At 73.4% G+C, this 17,402-nt stretch carries 21 protein-coding genes; 11 read left to right on the top strand and 10 right to left on the bottom strand.

Annotation, left to right across the window (positions count from 1 at the left end; genetic code table 11):
• Positions 1–51 precede the first annotated feature (51 nt).
• The 4 genes from ACQXVK_RS04795 (at position 52) to ACQXVK_RS04780 (ending at position 5,097) form a co-directional block, all read left to right on the top strand.
• Positions 52–618 (top strand): PadR family transcriptional regulator, encoded by a 567-nt coding sequence (locus tag ACQXVK_RS04795; RefSeq protein ID WP_430852890.1) that lies wholly within the window; start codon positions 52–54, stop codon positions 616–618.
• Positions 615–1,346, top strand: a complete 732-nt coding sequence (locus tag ACQXVK_RS04790; protein WP_402266380.1) for an ABC transporter ATP-binding protein — start codon at positions 615–617, stop codon at positions 1,344–1,346. Before ACQXVK_RS04795 ends, ACQXVK_RS04790 begins: the two co-directional genes overlap by 4 nt.
• The gene (locus ACQXVK_RS04785; RefSeq protein ID WP_430852889.1) at positions 1,343–4,171 is read left to right on the top strand and encodes a hypothetical protein; all 2,829 of its coding nucleotides are present in this window, start codon (positions 1,343–1,345) and stop codon (positions 4,169–4,171) included. The genes ACQXVK_RS04790 and ACQXVK_RS04785 overlap by 4 nt, the downstream gene beginning before the upstream one ends.
• 131 nt (positions 4,172–4,302) lie before the next feature.
• Positions 4,303–5,097, top strand: coding sequence for an SGNH/GDSL hydrolase family protein (locus ACQXVK_RS04780; RefSeq protein WP_430852888.1), 795 nt, complete (start codon positions 4,303–4,305; stop codon positions 5,095–5,097).
• Between the two features lie 89 nt (positions 5,098–5,186).
• Here the strand turns inward: ACQXVK_RS04780 and ACQXVK_RS04775 are convergent, their stop codons facing one another.
• A complete protein-coding gene (locus ACQXVK_RS04775; RefSeq protein WP_402266371.1) occupies positions 5,187–5,852 on the bottom strand; it encodes an SDR family NAD(P)-dependent oxidoreductase in 666 nt (221 codons plus the stop codon).
• Positions 5,853–6,022: 170 nt separating this feature from the next.
• Here ACQXVK_RS04775 and ACQXVK_RS04770 point away from each other — a divergent pair, with 170 nt between their 5' ends.
• The 4 genes from ACQXVK_RS04770 (at position 6,023) to ACQXVK_RS04755 (ending at position 9,512) form a co-directional block, all read left to right on the top strand.
• Positions 6,023–7,183: a PQQ-dependent sugar dehydrogenase gene (locus tag ACQXVK_RS04770; protein ID WP_430852887.1), complete on the top strand. Its 1,161-nt coding sequence runs from the start codon at positions 6,023–6,025 to the stop codon at positions 7,181–7,183.
• Between the two features lie 63 nt (positions 7,184–7,246).
• Entirely contained in the window at positions 7,247–8,122 is an 876-nt protein-coding gene (locus tag ACQXVK_RS04765) for a helix-turn-helix domain-containing protein (RefSeq protein WP_031261730.1), read from the top strand.
• The gene (locus ACQXVK_RS04760; protein ID WP_022906253.1) at positions 8,119–8,325 is read left to right on the top strand and encodes a hypothetical protein; all 207 of its coding nucleotides are present in this window, start codon (positions 8,119–8,121) and stop codon (positions 8,323–8,325) included. Before ACQXVK_RS04765 ends, ACQXVK_RS04760 begins: the two co-directional genes overlap by 4 nt.
• Positions 8,322–9,512, top strand: a complete 1,191-nt coding sequence (locus tag ACQXVK_RS04755) for an MFS transporter (protein ID WP_022906252.1) — start codon at positions 8,322–8,324, stop codon at positions 9,510–9,512. The genes ACQXVK_RS04760 and ACQXVK_RS04755 overlap by 4 nt, the downstream gene beginning before the upstream one ends.
• A gap of 2 nt (positions 9,513–9,514) precedes the next feature.
• Here the strand turns inward: ACQXVK_RS04755 and ACQXVK_RS04750 are convergent, their stop codons facing one another.
• The 4 genes from ACQXVK_RS04750 to ACQXVK_RS04735 form a co-directional block, all read right to left on the bottom strand.
• Positions 9,515–9,850, bottom strand: coding sequence for a helix-turn-helix domain-containing protein (locus ACQXVK_RS04750; RefSeq protein WP_031261729.1), 336 nt, complete (start codon positions 9,848–9,850; stop codon positions 9,515–9,517).
• Positions 9,847–10,230 (bottom strand): hypothetical protein, encoded by a 384-nt coding sequence (locus ACQXVK_RS04745; protein WP_022905212.1) that lies wholly within the window; start codon positions 10,228–10,230, stop codon positions 9,847–9,849. Before ACQXVK_RS04745 ends, ACQXVK_RS04750 begins: the two co-directional genes overlap by 4 nt.
• A gap of 60 nt (positions 10,231–10,290) precedes the next feature.
• Entirely contained in the window at positions 10,291–11,262 is a 972-nt protein-coding gene (locus tag ACQXVK_RS04740; RefSeq protein ID WP_430852886.1) for an NAD-dependent epimerase/dehydratase family protein, read from the bottom strand.
• 119 nt (positions 11,263–11,381) lie between these two features.
• Complete coding sequence (locus ACQXVK_RS04735; protein ID WP_430852885.1) at positions 11,382–11,870, bottom strand: DUF4126 family protein; 489 nt, start codon at positions 11,868–11,870, stop codon at positions 11,382–11,384.
• A 69-nt stretch (positions 11,871–11,939) separates the two neighbouring features.
• Between ACQXVK_RS04735 and ACQXVK_RS04730 the strand changes: the two genes are divergently transcribed.
• Entirely contained in the window at positions 11,940–12,587 is a 648-nt protein-coding gene (locus ACQXVK_RS04730) for an SDR family oxidoreductase (protein ID WP_430852884.1), read from the top strand.
• Positions 12,588–12,632: 45 nt separating this feature from the next.
• Positions 12,633–13,376 (top strand): SDR family NAD(P)-dependent oxidoreductase, encoded by a 744-nt coding sequence (locus ACQXVK_RS04725; protein ID WP_430852883.1) that lies wholly within the window; start codon positions 12,633–12,635, stop codon positions 13,374–13,376.
• Positions 13,377–13,400: 24 nt separating this feature from the next.
• Here the strand turns inward: ACQXVK_RS04725 and ACQXVK_RS04720 are convergent, their stop codons facing one another.
• From ACQXVK_RS04720 to ACQXVK_RS04710, 3 genes are all read right to left on the bottom strand, one after another.
• A complete protein-coding gene (locus ACQXVK_RS04720) occupies positions 13,401–13,964 on the bottom strand; it encodes a DUF6611 family protein (protein ID WP_022906781.1) in 564 nt (187 codons plus the stop codon).
• On the bottom strand, positions 13,961–14,491 hold the full coding sequence (locus ACQXVK_RS04715; RefSeq protein ID WP_430852882.1) for a hypothetical protein: 531 nt from the start codon (positions 14,489–14,491) through the stop codon (positions 13,961–13,963). Before ACQXVK_RS04715 ends, ACQXVK_RS04720 begins: the two co-directional genes overlap by 4 nt.
• A 215-nt stretch (positions 14,492–14,706) precedes the next feature.
• Positions 14,707–15,408, bottom strand: coding sequence for an SDR family oxidoreductase (locus tag ACQXVK_RS04710; protein ID WP_402266339.1), 702 nt, complete (start codon positions 15,406–15,408; stop codon positions 14,707–14,709).
• 86 nt (positions 15,409–15,494) lie between these two features.
• Here ACQXVK_RS04710 and ACQXVK_RS04705 point away from each other — a divergent pair, with 86 nt between their 5' ends.
• Positions 15,495–15,884, top strand: coding sequence for a MerR family transcriptional regulator (locus tag ACQXVK_RS04705; RefSeq protein ID WP_031262038.1), 390 nt, complete (start codon positions 15,495–15,497; stop codon positions 15,882–15,884).
• Here the strand turns inward: ACQXVK_RS04705 and ACQXVK_RS04700 are convergent, their stop codons facing one another.
• Both ACQXVK_RS04700 and ACQXVK_RS04695 read right to left on the bottom strand, forming a co-directional pair.
• The gene (locus tag ACQXVK_RS04700; RefSeq protein WP_430852881.1) at positions 15,885–16,832 is read right to left on the bottom strand and encodes a helix-turn-helix domain-containing protein; all 948 of its coding nucleotides are present in this window, start codon (positions 16,830–16,832) and stop codon (positions 15,885–15,887) included.
• On the bottom strand, positions 16,829–17,392 hold the full coding sequence (locus ACQXVK_RS04695) for an AAA family ATPase (protein WP_430852880.1): 564 nt from the start codon (positions 17,390–17,392) through the stop codon (positions 16,829–16,831). Before ACQXVK_RS04695 ends, ACQXVK_RS04700 begins: the two co-directional genes overlap by 4 nt.
• Positions 17,393–17,402 lie beyond the last annotated feature (10 nt).

The following is a 17,402-nucleotide window of genomic DNA, read 5'->3' as shown; positions in this document are numbered from 1 at the left end:
CGGTATGTCCAAGGCGGACGGATCGAGGGGGAAGACGACATGAGCGTACGGATGGGCGTACTCGCACTGCTGGTGGCCGGACCCGGGTACGGGTACCAGCTCCGGGGGGAGTTCGAGCACCGGACCGGGGGCAGCTGGCCGCTGAACATCGGCCAGGTCTACACGACGCTCGACCGCCTCGAGCGCGACGGTCTCGTGGCCCGCGGCGACGCCGACGACGACGGACACGTCGTCTACACGGCGACGGACGCGGGTCGCGAGGAGGTCGCACGCTGGTTCAGCGAGCCCGTCCCGCCGAAGCGCGGTCGCGACGAGCTCGCGATCAAGTTCGCCCTCGCCGTCACCGTGCCCGGGGTCGACGTCCCGCGACTGGTCCAGGTCCAGCGCGCCGCCGCCGTGCGGAACCTGCAGGACCTGACCCGGCTGAAGCGCTCCTCGGACCCGGCGGACGACCTCGCCTGGTCGCTCGTGCTCGAGTCGATGCTGTTCCAGGCCGAGGCCGACGTCCGCTGGCTCGACCACGTCGAGGCGAGCGTCGCCCGGTTCCGACCGTCCCCGACACCCGGGTCGACCGACGTCGCCGAGCCGTCCGACGCAGCCGTGCGGAGCGCCCGGTGAACGCCGCCACGCCGCTCCTCGAGCTCGACGCCGTGAGCGTCCAGTACGGCTCCGGCGCGAAGGCCGTCACCGCCCTCGCCGGCATCGACCTGCGGATCGCCCGCGGCGAGATGGTGGCCGTGATGGGCACCTCGGGCTCCGGCAAGTCGACGCTGCTCGCCTGTGCGGGCACGCTCCTGCCGCCGACCAGCGGCGAGGTCGTCATCGACGGCGCCTTCGTGTCCGACCGGCCGGCCAAGGACCTCGCCGCCCTGCGTCGTCGACTCGTCGGGTTCGTGTTCCAGGACTTCAACCTCATCCCCTCGCTGACCGCGGTCGAGAACGTGGCGCTGCCGCTCGAGCTCGACGGGTGGAAGGCGAGCCGGGCCCGGCGCGCGGCCGAGCTCGCACTCGAGAACGTCGAGCTCGGGCACCGGACCGACGCCTTCCCGGACGACCTGTCCGGCGGCCAGCAGCAGCGCGTCGCGATCGCCCGAGGGGTCGTCGGCGACCGTCGACTCGTCCTCGCCGACGAGCCGACCGGCGCCCTCGACTCGCAGACCGGCGAGGTCGTGCTCCGCATGCTCCGTCGCCACGTGGACGCCGGGGCCGGTGCGCTCCTCGTCACCCACGACGCCCGGCACGCCGCGTGGGCGGACCGGATCGTGTTCCTCCGCGACGGACGGGTCGTCGACGAGACCGTGTACTCGGGCGTCGAGATGGCGCTCACGGACCGAGCCGCGTCGTGAGTGCGCGTCGGCGCCGTGCCGACGCCCGCCCGGCCCGCCGCACACCGTTCGCGCTGCGTCCGGCGCTCCGGCTGGGTCGACGGCTGGCGTTCGCGAAGGCCGGGCGGGCGGCGCTCATCGTCGCGCTCATCGGCATCCCCACCGCGGGGTTCGCCGCGGTGTCCGTCGTGGTGCAGTCCACCCAGCCCACCCAGGCCGAGGCACTGCGCTACGACCTCGGGCACGCGGTCGCGCAGATGCAGGTCGTCGGCCCGGACCTGCCCGGCATGCGGCAGGACCCGGTCCAGTGGCAGTACACCGAGTCGGCGAAGGGCAGCCCGGTCGCCGAGTCCGACGGCGAGGCTCGGTTCGCCGACCTCCTCGACCACGTCCCCGCCGGTGCCGTGTCGATCCCGGTCACCTCGGCGCAGATCGTGCTGACCGGTCCGAAGGGCCCCATCGGCATCCAGGCGGTCGAGGGTTCGGTCTGGTCACGGGTCCTCGACGGCCACTGGCACGTCCTCGACGGTGCGGCACCGACCAGCCGCGACGAACTCATGGTCACACCCGCCACGCTCCAGCGGCTCGGCGCGTCGATCGGCGACACGGTGGACCTGACCGACCCGGTGACGAAGCGCTTCACGATCACGGGCACGATGCGCGACGCCGCGTCCGACCCGGGCGCCCAGGGCGTCTTCCTGCCGTGGGGCACCACCACGCCGTCGACGACGGACGCGGGCCCGGCACCGTACGACGTCACCGTGTACCTGGCCTCGGACGCCCCGACGTGGTCGGAGATCCGCGCACTCAACGCGCACGGCATCACGGTGCAGTCGCGTCCCGTCGTGCTCGACCCGCCGGACGAGCGGTTGCACGGTGCCGGCCTCAGCAGCCCGATCGGCTGGTTCCTCGGCGCGATGGCGCTGCTCGGCGTCTTCGCGATGTTCGAGGTCGCCCTCCTCGCCGGCGCCGCGTTCCTGGTCGGCACCCGGGCGGACACCCGCTCGTACGCCATCGTCACGAGCGTCGGTGGGGACCGTCGCTTCGTCCGGTCGATCGTGGCCGGGTCCGGGCTGGTGCTCGGGCTCACCGGCGCCGTCCTCGGTGTCGCGCTCGGCACCGGTGTCGGTGTGCTCGCGTTCCGTCTCGCGGACAACGGCAACGTCGGCACGTGGCCGGGGCTGCACATCCCGGCCGGCCTGGTCCTGTCGATCGGTGCCGCCGCCGTCCTCGCGGGTCTCGTGTCGGCGCTCGTCGCGGCCCGTGCGGCGACCCGGGTGAACGTCCTCGCGGCGCTCCGCGGTTCGCTCCGGCCTGCCGCGGTGAACCCCCGCGCCGAACGCCGCCGACGGATCTGGGCGCCCGTGCTCGTCGTCGCAGGCAGCGTGATGACCCTGGCGTGCGGTGCCGGCGTGCTGCTGCTCAACGACCGGCCGGTGCAGCAGGACCACCTCGCCTGGATCGTCGGCGCCGGTGTCGCGATCGGCCCGTGCCTCATGCAGCTCGGGGTCGCGATGTCGTCACCGTGGCTCCTCGCCCTCGTGTCCAGGACCGCGACGCGGCTCGGGCTCTCCGCCCGCCTCGCCGCGCGGGACGCCCGGCGCAACCCCGTGCGCACCGTGCCGGTGCTCGCGAGCGTCATGAGCGTCGTGTTCGTGGCCTCGGTGGTGATCACGTGGAGCGCGTCGCAGCACGCCCAGTTCGTCCGCGACTACGAGTACCGCACCGCCGTGGGCGTCGCGACGGCCGACGTCTCGCTCTCGAACGAGGACGGCAGCGACAGCGGGTACGACGCCTCCGTCACGGCGAAGGCGGCGACGATCGTCTCCGGCGTCCTCGACCACGACCGGGTCCGCGTGCTCGGTGTCGTGCCCGACATCGCCGGCGACCGACCGTCGACGATCTCGCTCCTGCACTCCTGGGGCCGGACGGACTGCCCGACGAACGACACCACGTCCTGCTCGCGGTACCTGGAGTCGCAGGACACCTCGGCGCCGCACATCTGGACCGGCACGGTCGACGACTACGCCGTCCTCACCGGACACCGTCCGTCCGCCGAGGTCCGCGACGCACTCACCTCGGGCCGCGCCGTCGCCCTGTGGCCGGAGTACGCGCACGACGGCCAGGTCCGGATCGACGCGTTCCGCGACCAGACGTCGAACAGCCCCGCGATCACGGCCAAGACCCGTCCGGACGCGACGACGACGATCCCCGCCGTGCTCGATGTGCAGACCCCCCGCATCCAGGTCGGCGTCTTCATGACCCCGGAGACCGCCGAGCGGTACCGGGTCCCGGCGGTGGACGGCATGCTCGTGACGGAGCAGACCGAGCCGATCACCCCCGCGCAGTCCGACGAGCTGACCTCGGCGTGGCAGAGCCTCGGCGGCGCGGACCGACAGCGCTGGGGCGGCCCGTACTTCCAGTACGAGACCGGTCCGGTCGACGCGCAGGGCATCGTCAAGGCGATCGTCCTCGCACTCGCCGCGGCGGTGACGATCGGCGCGACCGCCGTCGCCATCGGGCTGGCCCGCTCGGACGGTCGACGCGACGACGAGGTCCTCGACGCGGTCGGTGCGGCACCGGTGCTCCGGCGACGGGTGTCGGCGTGGCAGGCAGCGATCCTGACGACCGTCGGTGCGGTGATCGGCACGCTGCTCGGGCTGCTGCCCATCCGGGCGCTCACCCTCCGGTTCACGGCCGGGCCGACGGGCACCACGCACCTGCCGTTCGTGGCGGACTGGCCCGTGCTCGCGCTCCTCGCGATCGGGCTGCCGGTGCTCGTGACCGCGGGGACCTGGCTCTTCGCGGGTCGCCGCCACCGCGTGGCCCTCCGGCGAACGCCGTGACCAGACGCGGCGGGTCCCGGACCCGACGGTGGCGGCCGGCTGGGAACGGCCGCGAAGACCCACAGCCAGCGGCGCGGTTCCCCAGGTCTGGGGACTGGTACGGCAGGCCGATCCGGGGGATACCTGATGTCGTGTCCCGCACCCGTCGTCTCGCCCTCGTCGCGAGCATCGTCACCGCCGCCGGCCTCGTCGCCGGTGGGTCCCTCGTCGTCGGCACGGCCGTCGTGTCGGCGAGTACCGCCGCAGCCGAGCGCGCTCCGTCCACGAGCCACGTCACGGCGGCCCCGGTCGAACGCGCGGACACCACGACCACCGGCGGGACCCGGCTCCGTGCCGCGACGCCGGGCGACGCCGTTACCGGTGCACTCGGCACCGGCGACCGGTCCGGCGCGACCACCTTCGCGTACGCGGGCGACTCGATCACGGCACGGCCGGACTCGTGGTTGCACGACCTCGTGCCGGACACCCGGTTCCACGCCGTCGGCGGCTACGCGCACAGCGGCTACCGCTCCGACCAGGTCCTCCACGAGATCGGCCCGGTGCCGGACGCGGACGTCCTCGTCGTCGAACTCGGCACGAACGACGTGAACCAGGCGATCCCGACCGCGACGACGATCGCGAACGTGGACGCCGTCGTCCGGAAGGTCGGCGCGCAGCACGTGCTGGTCGTCTCCGGGCCACCGTCGGACTGGACATGGAGCCAGTGGGGCGCCGACCGTCGGTCGGGACAGCTCGTGCTCAGCCTGGCGCTGGAGCGGGACGCGGCGGACCACGGCTGGTCGTACGTCGACCCGTTCGCCCGGTTCCGGCAGACGGACGGCGCGTGGGTCCGGGGCGCCTCGGCGGACGGCATCCACGGGAACGCGGCGACGAGCGTCGTCGTCGCTCGCGTGATGGCGACCGCGATCACGCGCGCCGCACGCTGACCGCGACGCGACCGAGGGCGGACGGGAGCGCGCCCCGCGCAACGCTTCGCGTTGCCGCTGAGCGGGGCGCGCTCCCGTCCGTCAGTCGGTCACTCGGGCAGCGGCTCGGCGTACGTCCGGAACGCACCGCGCTCGGTGTGGATCGCCCACAGGCGGTCCGCGATCGCCGCACCGGAGTGCTCCGGCTGCCCGTCGTCGATGCCGAACGGGATGATGAGCTGACCGACGTGGACGTCCTCGTCCCGGACGGCGTCGTGCAGCAGCTGCGCGTAGGCGCTCTCGCCCGCGAAGGCGACCGACGTGCCGGTCACCCGCGCGCCCGGGCGCACCGCGCTCCCGCCGTTGACGAACAGGATCGTGCCGTGGCCGATCGCGCGCATGCCGGGCAGGACTTGGCGGACGGCGTTCACCGAGCCGTAGACCGAGAACTCGATCGGGCCGACGAGGTCCTCAGCCGTGGTCTCGAGCACCGGTCGCATGTACTCCTTGGCGGGCAGGGGGCTGTACTGCAGCACCTCGATCGGGCCGAGCTGCTCGGTCGCACGCTCGAGGGCGGCGCGCAGCGAGTCCCCGTCGCGGACGTTCGCGGCGAACCCGGCGGCGGTGTGGCCGTGCTCGCGGAGTTCGGCGGCGAGGGAGTCCAGGCGGTCCTGGTTGCGGGAGACCAGGGCGATCGAGAAGCCCTCCCGTGCGAAGCGTTCGGCGACGGCGAGGCCGAGGCCCTTGCCGGCTCCGACGATGGCGATGGTGGTCATGCGGTGGTCCTTCCGGTGGTCGGGTCGTGTGCCGCCGGTTTCGGGCCGCGCGGCACTGCACGTCCCCGACCGTAGGCCGCTCCGCGCACCCGAGGGGGGTGGTGCCAGTGCCACCCAGGGGTTTCCCGACCGCCACGAGTGCAATCGACCCACGACCCGGGAGGACCACCGTGCACACCACCGCTCGCCGCCACCGCACCCGCCGCACCCTGGCCGCGCTCGGGGCCGTCGCCGCCGCGACCCTCGTCCTCGCCGCCTGCACGGACGACGACGCCCGCACCCTCGAGGGCCGTGCGTCCGCGACGAGCGGCCCCTCGGCCAGCGCGGCGCCGTCCGCGGCGAGCGCCACCGGCCAGCTCGCGCCGGGCGGCGAGACGACCGACGTCGTGACGGGACTGGACGCCCCGTGGTCGGTGGTCCGCACCGGCGAGGGCGACGACGCGCTGATCAGCGAACGCGACTCCGCGAAGGTGCTCGAACTGACCGACGCCGGGAGCACGCGCGAGGTCGGCACGGTCCGGGGCGTCCGGCAGGGTGGCGAGGGCGGCCTGCTCGGGCTCGCGCTGCACGAGGGCGACCTCTTCGTGTACTCCACGGGCGACGACGGCAACCGCATCCAGCGCTACGAGCTGACCGGGAGCGCCGGGTCCTTCGCGCTCGGTGACGCCACGACGGTGATCGACGGGCTGCCGTCGAACAGCTTCCACAACGGCGGCCGGATCGCGTTCGGCCCGGACGGCATGCTCTACGCGAGCGTCGGGGACGCCGGCACCGGCTCGGACGCGCAGGACAGGGACTCGCTCGCCGGCAAGATCCTGCGGCTCACCCCGGACGGCGAGGTGCCCGGCGGCAACCCGTTCCCCGGCTCGCCGGTGTGGAGCCTCGGCCACCGGAACGTCCAGGGCATGGGATGGACGGCCGACGGCACGATGTTCGCGTCCGAGTTCGGGCAGGACACCTGGGACGAGTTGAACGTGATCGAGCCGGGGAAGGACTACGGCTGGCCCGAGGTCGAGGGCACCGGCGGCACCGACCAGGGGTTCGTCGACCCGGTGCAGCAGTGGGCGACCGACGACGCCTCGCCGAGCAACCTGACGGTGATCGACGACACCGTGTTCATCGCGAACCTGCAGGGCGAGGTCGTCCGGGCCGTCCCCGCCGACGACCCCTCGACCTCGACCGAGTACTTCGCCGGGGACTTCGGGCGGATCCGCACCGTGCTCGAGGGGCCCGAGGGCGCGCTCTGGTTCGTCACGAACAACACCGACGGGCGCGGGGACCCGACGGACGGCGACGACCGGATCGTCTCGGTGCCGCTCGCCACGAGCTGACCGGCCCTGACGGGTACCAGCAGCCCCTGCTCCGACCCGTCGATCGGACCTACCGTGGAGGACATGGACACGAAGGCCGAAGTCCGCGACTTCCTCCGCAGCCGCCGTGCGCGCGTGACGCCGCAGCAGGTCGGGCTGCCCGACTTCGGCGGCGGCGCCCGCCGCGTCCAGGGGCTGCGGCGCGAGGAGCTCGCCCTCGTCGCGGGCATGAGCGTCGACTACTACGTCCGGCTCGAACGCGGAAACCTCGCCGGGGTGTCCGAGGGCATCCTCGAGTCGCTGTCCCGGGCACTGGGTCTCGACGACGCCGAGCACGCGCACCTGTTCGACCTCGCCCGCGCGCAGAACGCCTCGGCCACCACCCGCCGGCGGACCCCGAGCGCCACGGTGCGGCCGAACGTGCAGCGCGTCCTCGACTCGATCACCGCCCCGGCCTGGGTGCGCAACGGTCGGTCGGACTTCCTCGCCGGCAACGCCCTCGCCCGTGCGCTGTACTCGCCGCTGTTCTCCGAGCCGTCCGGCACCCCGAACGCCGCCCGCTTCGCGTTCCTCGACCCCCGCGGCCGCGAGTTCTGGCGCGACTGGGACGCCGTCGCGGGCGACATGGTGGCGGTGCTCCGTGCCGAGGCCGTCCGGACCCCGTACGACCGGGGGCTGACCGACCTCGTCGGGGAGCTCTCGACGCGCAGCGCGGCGTTCCGGCAGCGCTGGGCCGCGCACGACGTCATGCGGCACCGCACCGGCGTGAAGCGGGTGCACCACCCCACGGTCGGCGACCTCGACCTCACCTACGAGGCGATGGAGCTCGTCGCGGACGCCGGACTCACGCTCGTCGTCTACAGCACCGAGCCCGGCTCCCCGTCCGAGGAGCGACTGCAGCTCCTCGCCAACCTCGCGGCGACCACGGTCGCCGCCGTCCCGGAGACGGAGGACGCATGAGCGAGACCGACTCGATCCCGACCACCCGCACCGCGGGGCCGCTGACGTTCCTCGAGCGGGTCCGGTTCCGCCTGCGTGCCGAGCGCGAGATCGAGGAACTCGTCCGCGACCGAGCCCGGGAGGAACGCATCCGCGCCGAGGCGGCCGTCCGACTCGCACCGGGGCCATGGCACCTCGCGGAGCTCTTCCGGCGGCGTCCGTGACCACCCGTGCGGGGATGACGCCCGCCCGCACCCTGCTGTTCGCGGTCGCCGGGGGTGCCGCCGTCGGCAACCTCTACTGGGCGCAGCCGCTGCTCGACGAGATCGCGTCCTCGCTCGGGACGTCCGCCGCGGTGGCCGGGCTGCTCGTCACGCTCACCCAGGTCGGCTACGCGCTCGGCATCCTCCTCGTGGTGCCGCTCGGGGACGTGCTCGACCGCCGACGTCTGGTCCCCGGGGTGCTCGTGGCGTCTGCAATCGCGCTCCTGTTCGCCGCCGTGGCCCCGTCGTTCGCCGTGCTCCTGGTCGCGCTCGCGCTCGTGGGCCTCACCACCGTCGCCGGACAGCTGCTCATCCCGCTGGCCGGGGACCTCGCCGATCCCGCCGCGCGTGGCCGGGTGGTGGGCACGATCGCCTCCGGTGTCCTCACCGGCATCCTCGTGTCCCGCACGGTCAGCGGGCTCGTCGCGGACGCGTTCGGCTGGCGCGCGATCTACGTGGTCGCCGCCGCCGCTGCCCTGCTGTTCGCCGTGCTGCTCCGGCGGGCGATCCCCGAGCTCGACCGACGGGACCGAGTGCGGTACCCGACGCTCATCGCCTCGGTGTTCCGTGCCGTCGCGGCGCACCGGGCCGTGCGCGTGACCCTCGTCATCAGCTCGGCGATGTTCGCCGTCTTCACGATGTTCTGGACCGCGCTGACGTTCCTGCTCAGCGCGGAGCCGTTCGGGTACTCCACGAGCGCGATCGGGCTCGTGGGCCTGGCCGGGCTCGCCGGGGCGGTCGCCGCGCAGCGGGTCGGTCGGTTGCACGACCGCGGCCACTCGGTGCCTGTGACCGGGGCGGCGATCGCCCTCGTGCTCGTCTCGCTCGTGGTCGCCGGGATCGGGTCGACGTCGATCGTCGTCGTCCTCGTCGCGGTGGTCCTGCTGGACGTCGGCGTGCAGGCGACGAACGTCCTCAACCAGACGCGGCTCTTCGCGATCGACCCCGCGGCGCGCAGCCGGCTCAACACGGCCTTCGTCACCGGCAACTTCGTCGGCGGCGCGATCGGCTCGGCGCTCGCCTCGGTGCTCTGGAACACCGGCGGCTGGACAGCGGTCACCGTGGGCGGCGCGGTCCTGGTCGGGTTCGCCCTGACGGTCTGGGCGGTCCACCGCCGCCGCGGGCTCGTGGTCACCGCCAGCGCCTGACCTCAGATCGCGAGTTCGACGTCACGTCCGTTGACGGTCACGATGATCCGGGGGTTCTCCGCGCCGGCCGCGGTGATGTAGCTCCGGAGCGTGGACAGCAGCATGTCCTCACGACGCTCCATCTGGGACACCGCTCCCTGGCTGATCCCCAGCTCGTGGGCGATCTCGACCTGGGTCCGTTTGCCGGCTTCCCGCACCATCGCGAGGCTCATGGCGTGGATCCGGTCGAGCTCGTCCGCCTCCGTCTCGAGCGCCGCCACGGCGTCGGCCATGCCAGGCCGCTCGAGCATCCGCTCGAGGCGGTCGTTGCCGTGCACGAAGTCCTTCTCGCCCATCATGCTTCCTTCGTCTCGTCGACCCACCGGTCGATCAGTCGGTCGGCACGGACGCCGACCGTTTCGGAGAACACGTCACCCATCGCGGCCTTGTCGCCGGAGAACAGCGCGACGACGACACGGTCCGTACCCGGCGGGAACCAGCAGATCAACCGGAGCGCGATCCCCTGGACGTACGGGTGCGACACCCGCCAGACGACGTGTTCCCTCGACTGTCGGACTCGCTTGATCACAGCGGTGTCCTCCGTCGGCGCTGCATCCAGGTCCCGCAGCCGCTTGAGCATGAACGTGAGCAACTCGAGCCGCCGCCGACCCCGTTCGGTGGTGTCGGCGTCGAGCCGGTCGAGCTGCGCGTTGAACTCTCGAGGCCAGTCGATCTGCATGCATCGCACATCAGCCACGACTGATATTAGCCGCAACTGATCACACGCGCAAGCACAACCTCAGATCGCGAGGGGGCACGCGAGGTCGACCCGGTCGTGCTCCACGAGCCACCGGAACGCGTCGAGCACCGTCGCCTCGGCTGTGTACGCCGGTTCGTAGCCGAGCAGCCGCCGGGCCTTCTCGGTGCTGAACACCTGGCTGCGCGACAGGTGCTCCCAACTGGCACCCGCGTGCTCCGGGTCCGTGGTCTCGCGGAACCGGTCCCACGAGACGGACTCGAGCCGCGCCTCCTGGCCGAACCACGAGGCGACGAGGTGTGCGTACCCACGGGCGGTCAACGCCGTCGACGCCGTGACGAAGAAGTCCTCACCGGCCGCCTCGTCGCGGTGCTCGACGGCCAGCTGGAAGGCCTGGGCGACGTCGTCGGCGTGCACGTGCGCCATCGCCTCGGCACCGAGGCCGGGCACCTCGACGGGCTCGCCGGCGGACAGCTTCGTCCACACCGTCGGGTCGAGGTTGCCGAGCGGTCCGATCGGCATCCACCCCGGCCCGCTGATGTGGCCGGGGTGCAACGAGGTCGTCAGCAAACCCCCGTCGGCAGTTTCACGCCTGAGCATCCGGGCGATCGCGTCCTTCTGCACGCCGTAGTCGCCGAAGGGCTCGGTCGCTTTCTCCTCGGTGATCGGCAGGACGTGCGACACACCGGCGCGCCAGATCGACCCGCAGTGCACGAGGTGGGTGCCGGTCCCGCGGAGGGCCGAGACGAGGGCTTCGGCGGATGACATCGTGAAGCAGACGAGGTCGACGACGGCGTCGGCACGGAGCCCGGCGATCCGTTGGCCGAAGGTGCCGTCGCGGTCCTCCTGCTCGCGGTCGGCGGTGACCTGCTCGACCTGCTGCCACTCGGGGGAGTCGGCGTAGGGCGTGCTGGTCCCGCGGGTGACGGTCACGACCTCGTGACCGGAACGGACGAGACGGGGGACGAGGAAGGTGCCGATGTGGCCGGTGGCCCCGATGACGACGATGCGCATGCCCGTCACGGTAGGCGCACGCGGCCGGGCGTGGCAGGCCCGGACGGAACCCCTGTGACGGACGGGAGGGACGGTGCCGGCTGGCACCGTCCCTCCCGTCCCGCAGGCGGTCCGGACCGTCAGTCGGCGGTGATCACCTTGACGGACCCCGCGATGGTCGCGGCGTCCTCGGCGAGCCCGACCACCGGGTCCGGCAGGTGCGTGGTCGCACCGACCAGCTTCCGGGCACCCCAGCCGACGAAGCTGCCGACGATCGCGCCGACGCCACCGAGGATCGCGCCCTCGATGCGCAGGTCGCGACGACCCGTCGTGCCGAGCGCGGCACCGACGAGCGCGCCGGACGCCACGCGCCCGACGAGGCCGGCGGGGGAGATGCGGTTCGGGGCCTGCGGCAGCTTGTCCCCGATCAGCTCGCCGATGGCCGAGGCGACCAGGACGCCGCGGCCGAGGGGCGTGCTGAAGACCTTCCAGTCCTGCCACGACCCCTTCAGCGAGGACCGGTCGTGGTTCAGGGCCATGACGGCCAGCGGGGTGGCGCTGCGGCCGCCGGAGAGGATGCCCAGTGCCAGGGTGCGGACCAGGGTGTGCTGCTCGTGCTTCGTGCTCATCGGTGCTCCTGTCGTGTCGGTCCGGACGCTACTCCCGAGCACTGAGCCGCCGCGAGTAGCGTCCGCGGCATGAGCAACGTCATCCTCTTCGGCGGCCACGGCAAGGTCGCACTCCTCGCCACCCGCATCCTCACCGATCGCGGTCACACCGTCACCTCGGTCATCCGCGACCCCGACCAGGCCGACGAGATCCGGGCCCACGGCGGGCAGCCGCACGTCGCCGACATCCAGCAGCAGACCCTCACCGACTTCGCCGAGCTCATCCACGGACACGACGCCGTGGTCTGGTCGGCCGGGGCCGGCGGCGGCTCGGCGGACCGCACGTGGGCGATCGACCGCGACGCGGCGATCCTGTCCGTGCAGGGTGCCGCGAAGGCCGGCGTGGACCGGTACGTCATGGTCTCCTGGTCCGGTTCGCTCCTCGACCACGGGGTCCCGCAGGACAACGACTTCTTCGCGTACGCCCAGTCGAAGATGATCGCGGACGCGGTGCTCCGCGACTCCGGACTCCGCTGGACGGTCGTCGCACCGAGCACCCTCACCGACGACGAGCCCACCGGCTCCGTCGACTGGGACGGCTCGTCGACCGAGGTGCCCCGCGGTGACGTGGCGCACGTGGTGGCCGACGCGGTCGAGGGTGACGGCACGGTCGGGAAGACGATCCGCTTCAACACCGGGTCGACGCCGATCGCCGACTTCCTGCGTACGGCGGGCTGAGCGGTGGCGCGGAACCCCGAACCGTTCCGGGGCCGCCTGGCCCTGGTGACCGGCGCGAGCGGCGGCATCGGCGAGTCACTGGCCGAGGGCCTCGCCGCGGGTGGCTCGGACCTCGTCCTGGTCGCCCGGTCCGCCGGCAAGCTCGACGCCGTCGCCTCGGGGATCCGCGCCCGCCACGGTGTCCGGGTGCGGGTGCTCCCCACCGACCTGGCGACGACCGCCGGGGTCGACGAGGTCCTCTCCGCACTGGACGGCACGCGGGTCGACGTCCTGATCGCGAACGCCGGTGTCGGGTGGCACGGCACCTTCGCGGAGCAGCCCGACGACGGCATCGTCCAGCAGATCGCGCTGAACGAGACGGCGCTGGTGCGGCTCACGCGGGCCTTCCTGCCCGGGATGCTCGCCCGCGGTGTCGGCGGCGTCATGACCGTCGCGTCGACCGCGGCGTTCCAGCCCACCCCGCACATGGCGCTGTACGGCGCGACGAAGGCGTTCGTCCTCTCGTTCACCGAAGCGCTCTGGTGGGAGACCCGCGGCCGGGGCGTCCGGGTGCTCGCCCTCTGTCCCGGACCGACCGCGACGGGCTTCTTCGACGCCGCCGGTGGTGGCTCGTTCCTCGAGGGCGGCCGGCAGACGGCGGACGAGGTCGCACGCGTCGGTCTGCAGGCGTTCTCCCGCGCCGGCGGCCCGACCGTGGTGTCGGGACTCCGCAACGCGGTGCTGGCGAGCGCGCACCGGTTCGTCCCCCGGGGCCTCATGACACGGATGTCCGCGATGGTGATGGAGTGACGGGCCGGACGGGACGCCGTCCGGTCAGCGCCCGAGCGGACCTCGTCGTCCCGCGGCCGGCGGCGTCGGGCGGCTGAACCGGGCACGTCGGTCGCGCGGCAGGTCGTTCCACACGTCGGCCCAGATCGCCTCGAAGTCGACCGGTCGGATCGCGCCCTGCCGGAGCGCCCGTTCCGGCACGGTCAGCGCGTCGAGCGAGGCGCCGAGCAGCCGGACGTCGCCGTGCACCTCGGGGCGTCCGTTGCCGTGGAACGTCGTCACGGTCAGGGTCCGCACGCCGGGTCGGAGTCGGCGGGCGGCGCGCCCGAGCACCAGGAACCCCGCGGCGTACAGCCCCACGGCGGCACCGGTCCCGAGGGCGGCGTGGGGGGCGAGCGCGGCCATCACGCCGATCGCCACGAGGGCGCCGAGTGCCGGCCAGGCGGACCACGCGCGGAGCACCGCACGTTCGCCACGCGTCGTGCCCGGCGGGTAGACGACGAGCGTCCTGGTGCTCCACATCGTCCGGTCGACGGGCCGCACCGCGTACCGACCCCACACGTGCGGACCGTCCACCACGCGGGACCGGACGTCGGAGACGACGCTCACCGGACGACCTCGGCACGGACCGGCGCCACCACGTCCCGGTGCCGGATGGCGGTGACGCAGGGGAAGCAGAGCAGATCGCCCTCCTGGACGTCCGACGGCAGCGGCGCCGGGAGGCGGTGGAACGGACCGTCGTCCGCGCCGACGCACGGCGTCAGGACGTACGTCCGCGTCGGTGCGGCGGTGCTCACGCGGCCGATGAGCCGCACCTCGTCGAGCACCGCGAAGCGGGGCAGCACGGCGTCGAGTTCGAGCAGGACGACACCGGTGCGGGGTCGTCGGACCCGCACGACCGAGGCCACGGCGACGCTCACCTCGCCCGGCGTCCACGAGCGCGGGCGGTACCGGGGCGGCGCCTGCTCGGCGGTGTGCACGCACGGGGTGCCGGCGAGTTCGGCGAGCCGGACCATCGAGACGGCGGCGACCAGGACGTCGCCGGTCGTGGGCTCGGTGTGGGCGGGCCAGAGGGTCGGGTCCACGGGGTCGGGGAGGGACGCGCGGAGCGTCGGGAGGATCGCGGTCAGGGTCACCACTCCACGATCCGGCGGGGGCGGCCGGGCGGACAGCGTCCTGACGGATCGCTGACGGCGGGCGCCGGATCCCGTGCGCGGTCCTGACGCGGCGAGCGCGGAGGACGCGACGAGGGCGCGGAACGCGCGGGGCGGCGGACGGGAGGCGCGGTGCGGGCTGGCACCGTCCCTCCCGTCCGTCCCTGGGTCACGCCGGCCGCATCACGCTCGTCGCGTCACGCGAACTGCGCGTAGAACCGCTCGGGCGCCTCGGCGAGCGAGGCCTTGACCCCGGCGCTCCAGTCGTCCACGACGACCTCGGCCGCGCCCCGCTCCACCCCGTCGAGCGAGCGCCGGGCGACCTCGGCCGGGTCGACCTTCGGCCCCTCGTACCCGGCCATCATGTCCGTGTCCGCGGCCCCGAGGTGCAGCCCCTGCACGGCGACGCCCCGACCGGCCAGTTCGAGGCGGACGGCGTTGGTCATGTTCCACTCGGCGGCCTTCGCGACGGCGTACCCGCCGGACCCCGGGTACGCGAACCAGGACAGCGCCGACAGGACGTTCACGATCGCGCCCCCGCCGTTGCGCTCGATCACCGGCGCGAAGGACCGGACCATGGCGAGGTTGCCCCAGAGGTGCGTGTCCAGCTCACGCCGGACGTCGGTCAGGTCGTCCGTGAGGAGCGATCCCTGGGTCGTGATCCCGGCGTTGTTGACCAGCAGCGTCACGTCGGACGACCGGGCGGCAGCGGCCTCGACCGAGGCCTGGTCGGTGATGTCGAGGGGGAGCACCTCCACCCCGTCGACGTCCACCAGCTCGGGCCGCCGCGCCGTGGCGTAGACCTTGGCGGCGCCACGCTCGAGCAGCTGCTGCACGAACCGTCGTCCGATGCCCCGGTTCGAGCCCGTGACGAGTGCGACCGATCCAGCGATGTCCATGGTGTCCCTCCTGCCGAGCGGGCACCTCCCGCAGCGGCTCGGCTACGCTAAGACCTCACATTCATGTGAGGTGCAAGGAGGAGATCGTGCGCATCGGAGACCTCGCCGCGGCGACCGGCGTGAGCGTCCGGTCACTCCGGTACTACGAGGAGCAGGGACTGCTCCGCGCGGACCGCACACCGAGCGGCCAGCGCGCCTACGCCACCCCGGCGATCGACCGGGTGCGGCTCATCCAGCAGCTCTTCGCCGCGGGACTGCCGAGTCGCACCGTGGTGCAGCTGCTGCCGTGCGTGGACGCCGGCGTGGCCACCGACGAGACGTTCGCGCTCCTCGTCGCCGAACGCGACCGGATCACGACGCAGCTCGCCGAGCTCGAGGCGGCGCGCGACCGGCTCGACGAGGTCATCGCGATCACCGAGCACCCGACGCCCGAGCACTGCCCGGCACTGCGGGACCGACCGGCGCAGGCCGCCTGATCAGCGCCGGCGCGCAGCCTGCCAGGTCTCGCGCGGCAGCACCCCGAACTCGTCGCGGTAGCTGCCCGCGAAGCGGCCGAGGTGCGCGAAACCGGAGGCGCGGGCAACGTCGCCGACGCTCCGGTCGTCGCCGGACTCCAGGCCTTCGCGGGCGAGCAGCAGCCGGATGCGCCGGAGGTAGGTCGTCGGCGTGATGCCGTGGTGTCGACGGAACGCGTCCTGCAGGCCGCGGATGCTCAGGCCGGCCGCCGCGGCGACGTCCTCGACGGTGATCTGCTCGGTCGCGTGCTCGAGCAGGAACGCCTCGGCCCGGGCGAACCGGGCCGCCGCTGCCGTGCGGGGCTGGTCCTGACCGACCGGCCAGTGCGGGATGGCGGTCAGCAGGCCGCCCGCCGCGAAGCGGGTCAGCTCCCGTTCGTGCTCCTCGGTGACCTCCTCCGGTCCCCGCAGGACGTCCGCGGCCACCGCGCGCACCATCAGCCACCAGGCCGCGAGGGTCGGTCCCTCGGGGACGTGGTGCGGCTGGAACTCGATCGGTCCGGGGTGCCACGCACCGCGTTCGGCAGCCACCTGCTCGACCGTCGTCCGGTCGATGCGGATGAGATCGAGCTGGAACCCGTCCCACCGGACGTGCTGGGGATCGTGGCGGAACAGCACGGGTCGGCCGGTCGGGACCGGGTCGCCGTCGACTGCACCGCCGCCGGACTTCAGCCAGAAGAGGACCATCGCGGTGTCGGCCTCGACCGTCCCCTCGACGACACCCGTGCTCGCCATCGAGACCAGGGACAGCAGGTCGGAGCCGCGACGCCGTTCCGCGAACGAGAACCCGGACTCGGCACCGTCGACCGTCGCGCGCCGGACGTCGGGGATCCGCGTGACGAGCTCGGCCGCGTCCGCCGGGTCGGACGTCACGACCGACCACTGCGCGCGCTGCACGAGGGCGGTCACGGTCGGACCTGCCCGGGCGACGGTGCGGAGGCGTCCGGGGCGCCGAGCACCGCCTCCGCGATGTGTCGGGCCACCTGCTCGGGCGGGGTGTGCGTCGTGTCGACGACCTCGGCGGTGGCGTGCAGCCAGGTGCGCGCGGCCTCGGCGTACGGTCCGACGCGGCTGGACCGGAACGTGGACGGCCCCATGACCTGGTCGTGCTCGATCCGGTCGCGCAGGGTGGGCTCGTCGGCGTGCAGGACGAAGTGCCGGACCGGGATCCCGTGCCCGGCCAGTCCGTCGGCGATCTCCCGCCAGTAGCGCTCGACCAGGACCGTCTGCGGCATGACGAGCGTGCCACCCACGGATCCGAGGACCTGCCTCGCGGTCTCGACGACGAGCGGTCGCCACGGGTCCCAGTGCTGGAAGTCGTCGGCCGGCCACAGCTGCGGGTGGATGTCCATCAGGGTCTCGCCGACCTTCTCGGGGTCGAGCACGCGTGCGTCCGGCAGGAGCGGTGCTAGCAACCTGCTGGTGGTCGTCTTGCCCACTCCGTGCGTCCCGTTGATCCAGACGATCATGACCGGACCG

This window comes from Curtobacterium sp. AB451 (assembly GCF_050585845.1).
Lineage (GTDB): Bacteria > Actinomycetota > Actinomycetes > Actinomycetales > Microbacteriaceae > Curtobacterium.
Note: the sequence above shows the minus strand (reverse complement) of the source record. Positions and strands in the feature narration are given on the sequence as shown.